The organism is Marinobacter sp. KMM 10035, assembly GCF_046537445.1.
GTDB classification, from domain to species: domain Bacteria; phylum Pseudomonadota; class Gammaproteobacteria; order Pseudomonadales; family Oleiphilaceae; genus Marinobacter; species Marinobacter sediminicola.
The window spans coordinates 1340267-1355503 of record NZ_JBBVMG010000001.1; the positions used below are offsets into that span (position 1 = coordinate 1340267).

The following is a 15237-nucleotide window of genomic DNA, read 5'->3' on the forward strand; positions in this document are numbered from 1 at the left end:
TTGCTCCTTAAATCTCGATGCTCACAGGGCCGTGGGGAATGGATATACAAAGTTGAACGCTTTCTTCCCCCGGTCCTGAGGCCTTGCCTGTGAGCCTGTTAACGACTGTGCCGCTGGTTTTGCGACAGCTGCATTGATGGCAAATGCCCATACGGCAGCCGTGGCGGGGCGAAAGGCCTGAGGCCTCTGCAATTTCCAGAAGGCTGGCATCGCCCTCGGAGCTGGCTTGCAGGTTGCTCTTTCCAAACTGCACCTTGCCGCCAAGAGCCTGGTTCGCAAGATCTGCGTTCAGTGCCGGAGCTACTGTAGAAAAGAAGGTGCTGTGAATATCCGTTTCGCGAACGCCATGCTCGTGCAGTTGTTTGTTGGCCAGGTCCATCAGACCCATAGGGCCGCAGAGGAACACCTGTCTGGCTTTGAGTCCGGGCACCGCTTCCAGGTCCTGACTTTTTAAATACCGGGGCTTGTCACTTTCATCCGTCTGGATGATTTTCAGGGTTAGTGCGGTGTAGCGGCGCTCAAGAGCGTGCAACCGCTCGGAGGCTATGATGTCCTGCTGGGTGCGCACGAAATAGAGCAGGGTGACCGGTGCCCGGAAGTCCTGGGCTGCCATGGTTTCCAGATGACTCAAAACAGGTGTGATCCCGCTACCGCCTGCAATAAACAGCACAGGCTGCGCCGTTTCAGGCAGTAGAAAATCGCCGAAAGCCTCGCCCAGCCCCAGCACCTGACCGTCTCTCAGGTTGTCGTGCAGCCAGTTGGTTACCAAACCACCGGGCAGACGCTTGATGGTCAGGGTGACAAGCCCCTGTTTGGCCCATAACTCCGGTGAACTTGAGAGACTAAAGGTACGGGTGCGCAAGACGCCGTTGATCTCAACGCAAATATTGACGTGTTGACCGGCCTGAAAACCCGCCCAACGTGCTGCAGGTTTTAGTACAAATGTGCGTGTGTCAGCGGTTTCCTGAACTATTTCCTCAACCCGTGCGAGCGTTTGACCCTGCACCAGCATGGGGTCAACTGTCTCTAACAGTGGATCGAAGAAGGCAGCCGGATCAGTCCGGTTAAAAAGCTGCTTTCCAAGCCAGTGCAGAGCTCTTGATTGGGGGATTCTTGCCAGCATGATGTTTTCTCCTAATGCGGCCATGACTTCATGTGTACACTTGTTCACATGTTGTGTACGACTGTACACATTGGTGTATGGGGGCACAACGGGGGTCGTTTGTTTGGCGCAATATGACAAGTCCTCGATGCTTTAAAGTCCTCGCATGTGTACACTTGTTACTTGGATTCAACGATAACTGCGGTATGGACAGGCAATGTCAGAACGAAAAAAGCGCAAACCCGGTGAAACCCGTGAAAAGCTGATGAGTGCTGTGCTCACGCTCGTGGGAAAAGGCAGGCATTTTGCCAGCCTTGGTATTCGTGAGGTGACCCGCCAGGCTGGCGTGGTGCCCACTTCTTTTTACCGGCACTTCCGCAATATGGATGATCTGGGGCTGCAGCTGGTTGATGAGCTTGGGCTAGTGCTGCGACGAATGATGCGGGAGGCGCGTGAAAACGTGCTTCAGGCCGATAAGCTGATTGAAGAGTCGGTGGGTATCTTTGTCAGTCACGCCCAGGCAAACCGCAGTTATTTTTTGTTCATGGCGCAGGGGCTGGCGGGTGAGAGCCGGGCTATTCAGGACGGTATACGCAGTGAAATGCGGTATTTTGCCAGCGAGCTGGCGAACGATTTGCGGCGGCTGAAAATGGTGGACCACCTTTCCGATGGCGATCTGGATATGACCTGCGATCTGGTGGTTCGCAGCGTAGCCTTCAGTCTTACGGATCTAATTGGTGTGTCGGCGGATGACGAGTATCAGATAGAACAAATAAGAAAGCGGACATGCCGCTTCCTTCAGCTGATCTTCGTTGGTGCGGCACACTGGGACAGGTAGCCCTGAAAACAGAGCTGCCTGCATTCCATTCAAGGCTTCGTGCTTTTGCCGGCCCGTGCTTTTTTTGGCTTACGTTTGGGCGGAAGTATCAGCTTCTCTAATTCATCCAAAGCTTCGCCGGTGTACACCGCCAGTTTTTGCATGCTAGGCAGGGTATCCCGGCAGCCGGTAAACCCGAAGTTTAACGATCCCGCGTAGCTCAGGCAGGTAATATTCAGCGCGCCGCCGTGTGCAATCAGCGACACCGGATACATGGCTTCCAGCTTGGCACCCTCGTAATACAAGGGCTCCTGAGGGCCGGGTACGTTCGAGATGGTCACGTTGAACACTGGGCGCATACGACCGCCAAGGCCGGATAATAGCTGCAAAATATACGGCGACATCAATAGCATAGTGTATTGGGTGAGGGCGCTTTTGGGCAGCTTTTGCAGGTGTTCCTTGGCCTGGTGTGTGGACGATTTTATGCTCTGCAAACGGGTCAGCGGATCGGATTCGTTTGTCGCCAGAGAGGCGATCATGAAGCTGATTGCCGTGCCCGTGCCCTGATCATCCGCCGGCCGAATGTTTACAGGAATGCCCGCTGTAAGAGCAGTGGTTGGCAGATCGTTTTGCTCTATCAAAAAGCGCCGGAGCGCCGTGCCGCATAGATAAAGAACAATGTCGTTCAGGGACGATTTGGATGCGTGGGCCAGATCTTTCAGGCGATCAAGTTGATAGTGCTGGGTAGCGAAGCGGCGCTGGCCGGTTACCCGGTGATTGATCTTTGAAACAGGCCCCGCAAAGGGGGCAGTAAGGCCCTCTTCCGGGTGGCGGCTGGATTGCAAGAGGCGGTTGCCTGCACGCCAGAGCGTGGGTGCCATGTCGGCCTGCAACTTGACAGCGTCCACCGCCTGAGAAAATACAGAGGGAACGCTTTGTCTGCTCTCTCCTTTGGCAGGCTTGAGTGTTTCCGGGCGCATGGCCCAAGGTGGCAACATGCCGCGTTCATCCGGGTTTGTGCTCAATACCCTTTGAAGCAGGCGCACGCCGCTGATGCCGTCAATCATTGAGTGATGCATTTTGGTGTAAAGCGCAAAGCGGTTGTTTTCCAAACCCTCGATAACGTGGCATTCCCAGAGCGGACGTGCAAAATCCAGAGGGTTGGAATGCAGACGCGATACCAGAACGCCGAGTTCTCTTTCGCCGCCAGGCTTAGGGAGGGCTGAGTGGCGAACGTGGTAATCAAGGTCAAGATTCTTGTCGTGCTTCCAGGCGGGCGCAAGTAGCCGGCCGATCGCGCCGGACCATGCCAGCTTTGAACACCAGGGAGGCGCAATTTCCCCGGTTTCTTTCATGCTGAGCACCATATCGCGCAGGAAGGTGTCCGGTGCACCCTCCGGTAAAGAAAAGATCAGCATGTTGCCGACATGCATCGGGGTGTCTTCGGTCTCTACGGCTAGCCACGAGGCATCCAGTGTTCCCAGGCGTTTCATTCCTTGCGCACCTCTGCCCAAAATAGGGGCTTCAAAGTTAGACTTTTAGTTGTTGCTTGCAAGTATACGGGTTGCAGACCAAACAGACGATCACCCTGGCGAAAAAAATGCAAGGCAGACCTACGGACTTTTGTTGCTTTCATGCTCCCGAAAGTGGAATGCTTGTGGTAGGTTCACACTATTGAATTAATAAAAACAACAACATCGGAGGCACTGTGGAATCCAGTCCCCTTATCTCAGCAGGTCTGCCGCTCGCCCTGTTTATTATTATGATCGGTATAGGTATGACCCTCACCCTTCGTGATTTTCGCCAGGTGGCCGTCTATCCCAAAGGCATGATCATTGGAACTGTGGCGCAAATCCTGTTGATGCCACTGGTGGCGTTTGCGCTTGCGTCACTGCTGGCAGTGCCGCCAGCCATTGCGGTGGGCCTGGTTATTATTGCCGCCTGCCCCGGAGGAACAACATCCAACCTCTTTGTGTTACTTGCCAGGGGCAATATTGCGCTGTCCATAGTGCTGACAGTTAGCGCAAGCCTGATCACCATTCTCACGCTACCGCTGTTCACCAATATCGCTCTGAAATTCTACATGGGCACGGAGCACGACATTGTATTGCCGGTATGGAAAACCATCGGCATGTTGACGGGTATCGTTCTGTTCCCCGTGGCAATCGGCATGCTGGTGCGTTCACGCAAACCTGAGGTGGCGCGTAAAGCCGAGAGTATTGTGAGTGTGTTCGGTGGTGTTGTGTTGGCTGTTTTGATTGCTGTCATCGTTTACGGCGTGCGGGATGAAATATGGGATCTGTTGAAGCAGGCAGGGCCTGCAACGATTCTGCTTAATGTGGTGGGCATTTTCATCGGTTTGCTCGCAGGCCGCGCGGCGAGCCTGACTCAGCGGGAATCCTTGGCTGTTGCGGTGGAGCTGGGGGTTAAGAATGGCACGATCGGCCTGATGGTCACGCTCACGCTTCTGGAGTCCAGTGCCATGTCCATTCCCGCTGCGGTGTATGGTGTGCTGATGTTTCCTATCGGGTTCTTGCTTGCCATGTACGGCCGGCGCCTCATTCCGAAAGCCACCCCTGATATTGCGGAACAAGGGTAGGCAGCAGTCAGGGCGTTAATGGCGGCGGGTGCGGGCAATGATACTCTTCGACTACCGTACCCTCGTCGACACTTTCAAGATGCACATCAAAGCCCCAGAGCCTGTGCGCGTGGCGCAGTACTTCTTCTGTATCTTCGCCCAAAGGCACTCTGTCGACCGGCACATGCCGGAGCATCAACGAGCGGTCGCCGCGTAAATCCACGTTCCATACCTGAATGTTGGGTTCGCGATAACTAAGGTTGTATTGGCGCGCCAGTTTCTCCCGCAGCTCGCGGTAGCCCGGCTCGTCGTGAATGGCCGTTACTGTATAGCTGTCTTCCATGTCATCATCTTCAATGGCAAACAGCTTCAGATCCCGCATCACTTTGGGCGACAGGAACTGCTGTATAAAACTCTCATCCTTGAAGTTGGCCATGGCAAAGTGCAGGGTTTTTACCCAATCAGTGCCGGCGATATCCGGGAACCACTCCCGGTCTTCATCGGTGGGCGCTTCACAGATTCGGCGCAGGTCGATGAAGATGGAAAAGCCAAGCGTGTAAGGGTTGATGCCGGAATACCAGGGGCTGTTGAACGGCGGCTGGTACACCACCGCTGTGTGGCTCTGCAGGAACTCCAGCATGAAGCCATCTGTCACCAGGCCTTTCTCGTACATCCTGTTTAACAGAGTGTAGTGCCAGAAGGTGGCCCAGCCTTCGTTCATCACCTGAGTCTGGCGTTGCGGATAAAAGTACTGCGCCAGTTTGCGCACAATCCGGATGATTTCCCGTTGCCAGGTTTCCAGTAGTGGCGCATTCTTTTCGATGAAGTACAGCAGGTTCTCCTGGGGTTCTTCCGGATAGCGCTTTTTGCGTTTTACCGGGTCTTCATCTTCGTCCAATTTCGGGATGGTGCGCCAAAGATCGTTCACTCGGCGCTGCAGGTATTCCTCCCGCTCCTCTTGGCGCAAGGCTTCCTTTGCAGCAGAAATTGGCGAAGGCCGTTTGTAACGGTCAACGCCATGATTCATCAGCGCATGGCAGGAGTCCAGTATTTGCTCAACCGCATCGACACCGTGGCGTTCTTCGCATTCGGACACATAATTCCGGGCAAACACGAGGTAATCAATAATGGCGCTGGCGTCTGTCCAGGTTCGGAACAGGTAGTTGCCCTTAAAGAAAGAGTTGTGGCCGTAGCAGGCATGGGCAATCACCAGCGCCTGCATGGGCAGGGTGTTTTCTTCCATCAGGTAAGCAATGCAAGGGTTGGAGTTGATGACTATTTCATAGGCCAGGCCCATTTGGCCGCGCTGGTAGCCTTTGGAGGTGCTGAGAAACTGCTTGCCGAAGGACCAATGGTTGTAGCCAACGGGCATACCAACAGAGCTGTAGGCATCCATCATCTGTTCGGCACTGATCACCTCAACCTGATTTGGGTAGGTGTCTAAACCGAACTCGGCAGCGCACTTGGCAATTTCTTCATCGTATTGCCGGATCAGCTCGAAGGTCCATTCCGAACTGGTGGAAACCGGTTTGCGAATTGCAGGGCTCTCAACATCCGGTGCATTGGGGCGGTCGATTGCGTCGCTCATGCCGCTTTCCTCTCAAAGAGCCGGCGGAACACCGGGTAAATCTCGCTCGGGTCAGCAATTTGCTGCTGGGCAAAGCTTCCGGGGAATTGCGCCTGTACCTGTTCGTATTCGTGCCAGAGCATCTGGTGATCCTGAGGCGTAATCTCAACATAGGCGAAGTACTGCACCAAGGGAAGAATGCGCTCGGTTAAAAGCTTGCCGCAGATGGGCGAGTCGTCGTTCCAGTTGTCCCCGTCGGAGGCCTGAGCTGCGTAGATGTTCCACTCAGCAGGGGAATAGCGGGAGTCGATGATCTTGTGCATCAGTTTCAGGGCGCTTGAAACAATGGTGCCACCGGTTTCCCGGGAATAGAAAAACTCCTCTTCATCCACTTCCTTGGCGCTGGTGTGGTGGCGGATAAATACCACATCGATTTTCTTGTAATTCTTCTTCAGGAACAGATACAGCAGGATGAAAAACCGCTTGGCGGTGTCCTTGTGCATCTGGGTCATCGAGCCGGACACATCCATCAGGCAAAACATGACGGCGCTGGTGGCTGGCTTATGCTGCTTCAGGTGCTGACGGTAGCGCAGGTCGATTTCATCAATGAAGGGGATGCGTTTTACATTGGCTTTCAGGCGGGCAATTTCGTCCTCAAGTACCCGGATTTGATCGTCGTGGCTAAAGGCAGCGTCCAGATCGGCAGGCGCGCTTTTGAGATCCGCAAGCTGAGCTTCAAGTTCACGGATTTTTTTCCTGCGAGCACCACCCAGTCCCAACCGGCGAGCATGGGCGCCACACAGCGACCGGATAACGTCGAGCTTGGCGGGTACGCCCTGGGTGCTGAACCCGGAGCGCACATAGTTGAAGGACTCGGTATCCTTGAGTTGCTTTCGGACAAGGTTCGGGAGTTCGAGGTCATCGAACAGGAAGTTAAGGAACTCGTCCTGGGTAATCTGGAAGGCAAATTCATCCATGCCTTCGCCATCGGGGCTGGCATTGCCTTGCCCCTGACCTTGGCCGCCGCCCTCTGGCTTGGGTAGCCGGTCCCCCGTTACAAAGTCCCGGTTGCCCGGATGGACCATCTCGCGATGACCGCCCTGGCCGTGATGGAAAACGGGTTCATCAATATCCCGCTTGGGAATACTGACATTCTCCCCCCGTTCTATGTCGGTTATCGAGCGCCGGTGAACCGCTTCAGCAACGGCCTTCTTGATGTGATGCCGGTAGCGGCGCAAAAACCGCTCACGGTTCACCGCACTCTTGTTTTTGCCGTTCAGTCGTCTGTCGACAATGTGGGTCATACCCATAATTCACACTCCACTTACACGTTCGGGGCTATAGCTGCCGGCTGGAATTTCCAGCCATGCCGCCCTGCTAGTGGGACTTGCGAACTCGCAGATACCACTCTGCCAGCAGGCGTACCTGCTTCTCCGTGTAACCCCGGTCGACCATGCGTTCGACAAACTGTTTGTGCTTACTCTGATCCTCCTGGCTGGCTTTGGGGTTGAATGAAATAACTGGCAACAGATCTTCGGTGTTGGAGAACATCTTTTTCTCGATCACGCTGCGCAGTTTTTCATAGCTGAGCCAGGAAGGGTTTTGCCCTTGATTATTGGCTCGTGCCCGCAGCACAAAGTTGACCACCTCGTTGCGGAAGTCCTTGGGGTTGCTGATGCCTGCGGGCTTTTCGATTTTCTCCAGTTCCTCATTAATAGAGGAGCGATCGAGAATCTCGCCAGTTTCCGGGTCCCGGAATTCCTGATCCTGAATCCACAGGTCGGCATAGGTCACATAGCGGTCGAACAGGTTCTGCCCGTATTCGCTGTAGCTTTCCAGATAGGCTGTCTGGATCTCCTTGCCGATAAACTGAACGTAGTGTGGGGCCAGGAATTCCTTAATGAAGCGCAGGTAACGCTCCTGAATTTCTGGCGCAAACTGCTCCTGTTCTATTTGCTTCTCGATCACATACAACAGATGGACCGGGTTGGCGGCCACTTCGGTGGTGTCGAAGTTGAACACCTTGGAGAGAATTTTGAATGCGAAGCGAGTCGAAAGGCCGTCCATACCTTCGTTAACGCCTGCTGCATCCCGGTATTCCTGAATGGATTTGGCTTTGGGGTCTGTGTCCTTGATGTTCTGTCCATCATAAACCCGCATTTTCGAGAAAATGCTGGAGTTTTCCGGATCCTTGATCCGTGAAAGCACCGAAAACTGAGCCAGCATATCCAGGGTGTCCGGAGCGCAGGGAGAGCCCGCAAGAGAGCTGTTTTTCAGCAGTTTTTTATAGATCTCGATCTCTTCTGTAACTCGCACGCAGTAGGGCACCTTGACGATATACACCCGATCAAGAAATGCTTCGTTGTGCTTGTTGTTGCGGAAAGTTTGCCATTCCGACTCGTTGGAGTGCGCCAGAATTACACCATCGAATGGCACCGAACCCATGCCCTCGGTGGTGTTGTAATTGCCCTCTTGGGTTGCGGTTAACAATGGGTGCAGCACTTTGATGGGCGCTTTGAACATCTCCACAAATTCCATTAGCCCCTGATTGGCCTTACACAGACCACCACTGAAGCTGTAGGCATCCGGATCATCCTGGGAGTAGTCCTCCAGCATGCGGATGTTCACCTTGCCCACCAAGGCTGAAATGTCCTGGTTGTTGTCATCCCCCGGTTCTGTCTTCGATACGCCGATCTGGTCAAGAACAGAGGGGTACTTTTTCACAACGCGGAATTGGCCAATGTCGCCACCAAACTCGTGCAGGCGCTTGACGGCCCAGGGCGACATAATGTTCTTCACGTAGCGCGCGGGGATTCCGTATTCTTCTTCCAGAATGGCAGCGTCTTCTGCCGGGTCAAAAAGCCCAAGGGGCGATTCGTTAAGCGGGGAACCCTTGATGGCGTAGAAGGGCACCTTCTGCATCAGGTATTTGAGTTTTTCCGCCAATGAGGATTTACCGCCGCCAACCGGCCCCAGCAGGTAAAGGATCTGTTTCTTTTCTTCCAGACCCTGAGCTGCGTGCCGATAAAAAGACACTATGTTTTCTACAGCTTCTTCCATGCCATAGAACTCGGAAAACTCCGGATATCGCTTGATGATTTTGTTGGAAAAAATGCGCGACAGGCGGGCGTCGCGGGAGGTATCGACAAATTCGGGTTCGCCGATGGCGATCAGTAATCGTTCTGCGGCCGTGGCGTAGGCCGTTGGATCCTTCTTGCAGATCTCGAGATATTCCTCGAGGCTGTATTCTTCTTCCTGGGTGCTCTCATACCGGTTTTTAAACTGCTGCAGTATGCTCATGGGTAGCCCCTCGCTCGCTGTTTTTCAGCTTTTAATACACGCAATATCCCCGTTGGAGTTACGGTCGCCATGCAGGCGATTCGTTTTGGTTATGGGTGGATGGAATCAACATTTACGGCCGGCCGCGATCTGTGTCGGGTTTCGGCCTGCTCAACCTGAGCTTAGTTCACGGTCATCAAGTTGGACAGGCAGTAAATGGTTAAGGTTCATTAAATTATGTTATTGCCGAGGCTCCAGCCTCACCGTTTGGTAAGCTGGAAAACACTCTCCGTAGCACTGGCAAGGCCTTTACGTTTGGTGAACGGATTGTCGCTGGCAAGGGTGTTGGTAAGAACACGCTTGATGTCATAGTCGGCGCGGTAGAGCTCGTGAACTTCATCATCGCTCACGTTGAATGGCGGCCCGGTGATGTTTGCGTTGTAATCCAAAGTAATGAGTAGAATACGAGTGTTATCGGGGATGATGGCCGTAAGATGGTCTACATAGGCCTTGCGCATTGAGGGGGGTAACGCGATCAAGGCCGCGCGGTCATATACCAAGCGGATGTGTTGCAGGTCAGCTGGCACCAGTTGAAAGAAATCACCACACCAGAGTTGCAGGCTGTCGTGCGCGAAGGTGGTAAATGGCTCGCTTGGGTGCACCATGGCCTTCTCGCCAGCCTCGGCAAAGAAATCCTTGCAGGCGATTTCGCTCAGCTCTACGCCGATGACCGGGTGCCCGCGATCATGCAGCCACCACATATCGTGGGCTTTGCCGCACAAAGGCACCAAAACACCTTCGGTGCCGCCGCCAGAGAGTTCGGGCCAGTGGTCGTACAGGTATTTGTTCACGGAGCCTTCGTGGAAACCGATTTCTTTTTTGCTCCAGCGTTCGTGCCAAAAGTCATGTTCCATGGTTGTCGCTCCCTTACTTGGACGTTTGATTCAGTCTACCCTAATCTTTGCGGATATTGACGAAGGACAAACCTATGAAAGCCGTGTTTCTTGATGTCACAACCCTTGGCAACGATGTCGATTTGACCCCCATTGAGCGGGTTACCGGCGGCATGGTGAAGCATGCCGCAACATCACCCGGTGACGTGCTTGAGCGAATTCGGGGCTTTGATACGGTGTTGGTGAACAAGGTGGTGCTTGCCCGGGAGCATATCGAACAATGCCCGGAGCTGAAAACCATAGCTGTTGTCGCCACCGGACTGAACAACGTGGATCTGAAGGCGGCCAAAGATTACGGCATTCGAGTGCTTAATGTTACGAATTACGGGCGTTCAACGGTGGCCCAGCACACCATGGCACTGATGCTGGCACTGGCAACTCGCCTGTTGGATTATGACCGCGATGTGAGGGCAGGGCGCTGGGGAAAAAGCGACATGTTTTGCCTGATGAACCACCCGATCCTGGAGCTGGAAGGCCGAACTCTGGGTATCATCGGCTATGGCGACCTGGGGCAGGGGGTTGCTGAGCGGGCCAAAGCCTTTGGCATGAAGATACTGCTCGGTGCTCGCCCCGGGCAGGCGGCGGGGGAGGTTGACGGCTACTCGCGGATACCGCTTGATGAGTTGCTGCCACAGGCAGACGTGCTCTCGTTGCATTGCCTGCTCACGGAGGAAACCCGACATTTGATTGGTGCCCGAGAGTTACAGCTGATGAAGCCGGATGCCTTGCTGATTAACACAAGCCGCGGTGGTCTGGTAGATGAACAGGCGCTTGCTGATGCGCTTCGCAACGGGGTAATCGGAGGCGCCGGATTCGATGTGTTGACGGAAGAGCCGCCGCGAAATGGCAACCCGCTACTCATTGATGGAATTCCGAATCTGATTGTTACCCCGCACTCGGCATGGGCCAGCCGCGAAGCGCGGCAGCGGATTGTAGAGATTACCGCGCATAATCTTGCATCGGCTTCTTGATGGATCAGCGGGCAGGGGGCGATAGAGGGTGACAGGGGGTTATGGTTTGCAAGGTATGACGGTTTGATAAAACCTTGGCACGTGGTTTTTGCAGTCATTGCGGCGGCCGTCCTTTCAGGATGTTCGACAGCTCAGCATCGTGACCAGTTGGCCTTATTCAACTCAGCCTATGCTACTGGAGACTACAGCTCCGCACTGAAGGCTGTGAGCTTCAACGAGTCCAAAAACAAGCCTGTGGATGCCGAGGCACACCTGCTCGAATTGCTGCATCAGGGTGAAATGTACCGCCTGACCGATCGCAACAGTGAATCTATAGCGGCTTATGATCTGGCTGAAGAGGGAATGAAAAACCTCGACACGGCGGGGCTGCTTGAAAACACCGTGGAAGGGTTGATGGCGGTGATGGTTAACGACTCCGAGCGCGACTACAAGGCGCTGATGTCTGAGGCGGTTCTGGTCAACACCTATAAAGCACTGGCGTTTCTGGCTGAGGGCAATAGTGACTACGCCAGAGTGGAATTTAATAGAGCCAATGATCGTACCCGCCGCGCCGTCGACTTTTTTCGCAAAGAAATCGCGGAGCAGCAAGCAGTGCTGAAAAATGAGGCCCGGAGCGGGAACGAAAAAGCCTCTATGGTTCAAAGCAGCCTCAACAGTAAAAGTTTTCAGTCGGCGGTCCATAATCGCTACGGATCATCCTCGACCTGGTCGGTTTTTCCCGAGTTTATTGTGCCTGCAAGCACCTGGCTCCATGGCATCTATTTCCTGGCGAATGCCGAAGGCGGAGCTGATTACGAACGTGCTGCCACCTCACTCAAACGGGTGGCAGAAATGAGTCCACAAAGCGTGATGCTGCAAGCCGATGCAGATTTGGCCACGGGCTTTGCCTCAGGCGCCCAGAGCCTCGCAGCCCTGCCTTCCCAGGTATGGGTTGTGTATGAAAACGGGCTCGGCCCGGTTCTTCGGGAAGCGCGCCTGGATGTACCTCTGCTGCTGCTTCACGGCAATCAGCAAGTGCCGGCCTATTTTGGTATCGCGCTACCAGAATACGCTGAGCGCTCTGCTATACCTGGAAGTATTGGTGTATCAGACGCAGCTGGCCAGGTGATACAAACAGAACGAATTTCGGATATGGGCAAGGTGTTTCGTACCGAAATGAAAGAGCGCTTTCCGGGTGTGTTGGCCCGGGCCGTTACATCGGCGATTGGCAAGGCGGTTCTGCAAAAGGAAGCTGCAGACCAGTTCGGCCCAATAGGGCAGCTTTTCGCGACTGTATTAACTATCGCAACAACCCAGGCCGACTTGCGCAGTTGGCAGGCATTGCCCAACCATTGGCAGGCCGCTCGCATTGACCGCCCGGACGATGGGCGCCTGACACTGCTGGGTCATCGGGGAAAAGTATTGGGCAACCTGGAAGTTCCACAGCAGCCCTTTACCTTGGTATATGTTAAACAACCGACCATACAGGCGCCGGCAACGGTCATAATCATGGATTTGCAGGGTAAAACGAATGCGACGTTTGCACGCTTTCCCAAGGAGCATGAACCTTAACGGGTTTCCCGGATCAAGTAGTTCAATACACCAGAAAAGCAGGATGTTCGTTATGAAATCGTTAGTCTTCGCCAGCATGCTGGTTCTTGGTTTGGCGGGCTGTGCCACTCAACCAGAAACCAACAGTACAATGATCGACCGACAAGAACTGAGGGTCGATCCCGAAGTGGTCTACACCGCAGATGTAACAGAGCTCTTTAAATCGAGGCTGACACTGCCCGATGGCGGCAGCCTTCTGCAAGTGCAGTTCGCAGTAGAAGCGAGATCAGACACTGAGCTGGGGTGGAAGGTTACCTGGTTTGATGACATCGGTATGGTGGTGAAGGGTGTCGGCGAGAGCTACCGCCAAGCGACATTGCTAACCGGTCAGACTCGATATTTCAAAGCGACCGCTCCGCATTCACGAGCTACCAGCTTCCAGTTACATCTTCGCGAACCCAAATAAAAGGAAAAACCAATGTTGATACGTGCCCTTGCCATCTCTGTAGGTATTGCCGTTTTGGCCGGCTGTGCCGCGCCCACTCGTTATATTGATCCGGCTGCAGACGATGGCCCTGTAGCAATGACCATGGATTACCGGGACTTTGAAAAAGCGGCAACCGACGCAGTAGAAGATATGCTTTCCAGCGGTGCCGTGAACAACCCGGACGGCAGCCGTTACATCATGGTGGTAAGCCGCATAACCAACGACACCATGCAGCGCATTGATACCGACCAGCTCACCAAGAAAATCCGCGTATCACTGCTGCGCTCAGGCAAGGTTGTGACTACCACCGCTGTTGGTCTCAACGGTGCTGAAGATGAAATGAATATGAAGGCGCGAGAGCTGCGAGATTCCGAGGAGTTTGATCAATCTGGCGTGCAGCGCAAAGGCACGCTCCAGGCGCCCGACCTGAGCCTTTCCGGCAAGATTCTCCAGCGTAACCACAAGGTAGGAAAAGAGCAGCAGGTTGAGTATTACATCCAGCTGTCTTTGACAGAATTGGCGTCTGGTCTGGCCATTTGGGAGGGTGAAACCCCCATCATCAAACGGGGGTCTGACAAGTCGGTTACCTGGTAAAAGCAGGCAGGGGTGCCCGCCTGCTTTAAGCTCAGAACTGGTAGCCAACGCTCAAAGAGGTACCGATCTGGGTCATACCCAGTTCAATTTCCTGGCTGGGGCCCATGGGGTTGTCGCCCCGGACGTTTTTACGCGGTGAGTAAAATGCCATGCCGGACACTTCCAGGCTTTCGCTGACGTGATGGGTGAAGCCGCCGGTGAAGTGCCACTCCTGAACGCCCGGTGCAAGGATATTAAACAATACTTCCTCATCGGGAATCGGCTGTTTGCCGTAGCTGACACCGGCGCGCCAGGTTTGAGCTTCGTCTTGCTGCCACTGCCAACCCAGTTTGACGATGGTCATGTCGTCCCAGCCAAAGCCGGCACCCTGATCGTCGCCCAGTTGAGCTTGCATCAGATTAGGCATCATCGGGTTGCCGACGCTGTTGATGTCGCTGTAACGGATGTGCTGAACATCCAGCAGAAGCCAATGGTTTTGAATGCCAGACCAGGCAACGCCTGCATTGAACATTTGTGGAATATCGAAACCACCTTGCTCGGCAAACAGACCTTCGTATTTGCTGAACTCTTCCATTTCGATAATCGTGCGCCAGCTAGCCCCAGCGCGAAGAGTTTCTGTTACTTGCCCTTGCCAGCCAATCTGAAGGCCATAGCCCCAGGCATCATCGGTGCCGTTGTTGGTTAATGCGTTCGAGTTGGAGGAGAAGCCAGAAAAATTGCGCAAACCTTCGGCCTTGAAGCGCTGGTAGGCGATCAGAGGCGAAATGCCCAAAGCTTGCCCTTCAGAGATCTCCCAGGACCAGGTGGGCGCAATGAAAACCTGCTCCAGATTAACCCCGGTTTTACCCCCTCCATAGGTGCCGCCATTGTCACCGCTGTACTCGGTGTTCATGCCGCCATTGGCAAATATAGACAGGCCCAGGCTGTGGCCGTTGTCCAGATCACGGTTATAGCCAAAGTGAGGAATGAAAAAGGCTTTGTTCTCACTGGATACAGTGCCAGGCGCCAGATAGAAGGTCCCCGGTGTGCTGGGGCCTCCACCTTCCACGGTGTAGCGGCGGCGAGGAGAGAAAATTTCCAGCCCGCCGTCTGTCCGGCTGCCGACAAATGCCACCCCCGCCGGGTTAGTAGCTGCCGCCATGCTGTCTTGTGATAACGCAGAACCTGCGCCTGCCATACCAGCGCTGATGGTGCCGTAGCCGTGGCTGAAATAGCCGTTTGTTGCCAGAACGGTGGTTGGGAGGGTTGCGAGAGCGAGAGCTCCTAAAGCAGTTTTAATGCGCATGTGATGGCCCGGTTGGTTAAGCGACATATCGTTGGTAGGCGTCTTTTTACAGAAATATTGTTATAAGGGAAAGT

The 15237-nt window shown here is 54.3% G+C and carries 13 protein-coding genes; 6 read left to right on the plus strand and 7 right to left on the minus strand.

Translation table 11 applies throughout. The features are described 5' to 3' along the window. Positions 1 to 7: 7 nt before the first annotated feature. On the minus strand, positions 8 to 1123 hold the full coding sequence (locus AADB16_RS05985) for a ferredoxin reductase (protein WP_410802004.1): 1116 nt from the start codon (positions 1121 to 1123) through the stop codon (positions 8 to 10). A 196-nt stretch (positions 1124 to 1319) separates the two neighbouring features. On the opposite strand from AADB16_RS05985, the gene AADB16_RS05990 reads away from it, so the two are divergent. Further along, a complete protein-coding gene (locus AADB16_RS05990; protein WP_298448971.1) occupies positions 1320 to 1940 on the plus strand; it encodes a TetR family transcriptional regulator in 621 nt (206 codons plus the stop codon). Between the two features lie 29 nt (positions 1941 to 1969). Here AADB16_RS05990 and AADB16_RS05995 read toward each other — a convergent pair whose 3' ends face one another. Continuing rightward, positions 1970 to 3412, minus strand: a complete 1443-nt coding sequence (locus AADB16_RS05995) for a WS/DGAT/MGAT family O-acyltransferase (RefSeq protein WP_410802006.1) — start codon at positions 3410 to 3412, stop codon at positions 1970 to 1972. A 215-nt stretch (positions 3413 to 3627) separates the two neighbouring features. Between AADB16_RS05995 and AADB16_RS06000 the strand changes: the two genes are divergently transcribed. Then, complete coding sequence (locus AADB16_RS06000) at positions 3628 to 4518, plus strand: bile acid:sodium symporter family protein (RefSeq protein ID WP_309043655.1); 891 nt, start codon at positions 3628 to 3630, stop codon at positions 4516 to 4518. A 7-nt stretch (positions 4519 to 4525) separates the two neighbouring features. Here the strand turns inward: AADB16_RS06000 and AADB16_RS06005 are convergent, their stop codons facing one another. The 4 genes from AADB16_RS06005 to tmpT all read right to left on the minus strand — a co-directional run bounded on the left by AADB16_RS06005 (position 4526) and on the right by tmpT (position 10257). Continuing rightward, complete coding sequence (locus tag AADB16_RS06005) at positions 4526 to 6085, minus strand: SpoVR family protein (protein WP_309043654.1); 1560 nt, start codon at positions 6083 to 6085, stop codon at positions 4526 to 4528. Beyond that, on the minus strand, positions 6082 to 7368 hold the full coding sequence (locus AADB16_RS06010; protein ID WP_410803597.1) for a YeaH/YhbH family protein: 1287 nt from the start codon (positions 7366 to 7368) through the stop codon (positions 6082 to 6084). The genes AADB16_RS06005 and AADB16_RS06010 overlap by 4 nt, the downstream gene beginning before the upstream one ends. Before the next feature lie 73 nt (positions 7369 to 7441). Beyond that, positions 7442 to 9364, minus strand: coding sequence for a PrkA family serine protein kinase (locus tag AADB16_RS06015; RefSeq protein ID WP_309043653.1), 1923 nt, complete (start codon positions 9362 to 9364; stop codon positions 7442 to 7444). Between the two features lie 239 nt (positions 9365 to 9603). Beyond that, a complete protein-coding gene (tmpT, locus tag AADB16_RS06020; RefSeq protein ID WP_410802008.1) occupies positions 9604 to 10257 on the minus strand; it encodes a thiopurine S-methyltransferase in 654 nt (217 codons plus the stop codon). Between the two features lie 74 nt (positions 10258 to 10331). On the opposite strand from tmpT, the gene AADB16_RS06025 reads away from it, so the two are divergent. The 4 genes from AADB16_RS06025 to lpoB all read left to right on the plus strand — a co-directional run bounded on the left by AADB16_RS06025 (position 10332) and on the right by lpoB (position 13878). Further along, on the plus strand, positions 10332 to 11267 hold the full coding sequence (locus tag AADB16_RS06025) for a D-2-hydroxyacid dehydrogenase (protein WP_410802010.1): 936 nt from the start codon (positions 10332 to 10334) through the stop codon (positions 11265 to 11267). A gap of 63 nt (positions 11268 to 11330) precedes the next feature. After that, the gene (locus AADB16_RS06030; protein ID WP_410802011.1) at positions 11331 to 12818 is read left to right on the plus strand and encodes a COG3014 family protein; all 1488 of its coding nucleotides are present in this window, start codon (positions 11331 to 11333) and stop codon (positions 12816 to 12818) included. A gap of 52 nt (positions 12819 to 12870) precedes the next feature. Then, positions 12871 to 13263: a YcfL family protein gene (locus tag AADB16_RS06035; RefSeq protein ID WP_309043649.1), complete on the plus strand. Its 393-nt coding sequence runs from the start codon at positions 12871 to 12873 to the stop codon at positions 13261 to 13263. Between the two features lie 12 nt (positions 13264 to 13275). Beyond that, positions 13276 to 13878 carry a penicillin-binding protein activator LpoB gene (gene lpoB, locus AADB16_RS06040; RefSeq protein ID WP_200202804.1) on the plus strand — a complete coding sequence of 201 codons (603 nt, stop codon included), beginning with the start codon at positions 13276 to 13278 and terminating at the stop codon, positions 13876 to 13878. Positions 13879 to 13909: 31 nt separating this feature from the next. On the opposite strand, the gene AADB16_RS06045 is transcribed toward lpoB, so the two are convergent. After that, a complete protein-coding gene (locus AADB16_RS06045) occupies positions 13910 to 15163 on the minus strand; it encodes an OmpP1/FadL family transporter (RefSeq protein WP_410802013.1) in 1254 nt (417 codons plus the stop codon). Between the last annotated feature and the right edge of the window lie 74 nt (positions 15164 to 15237).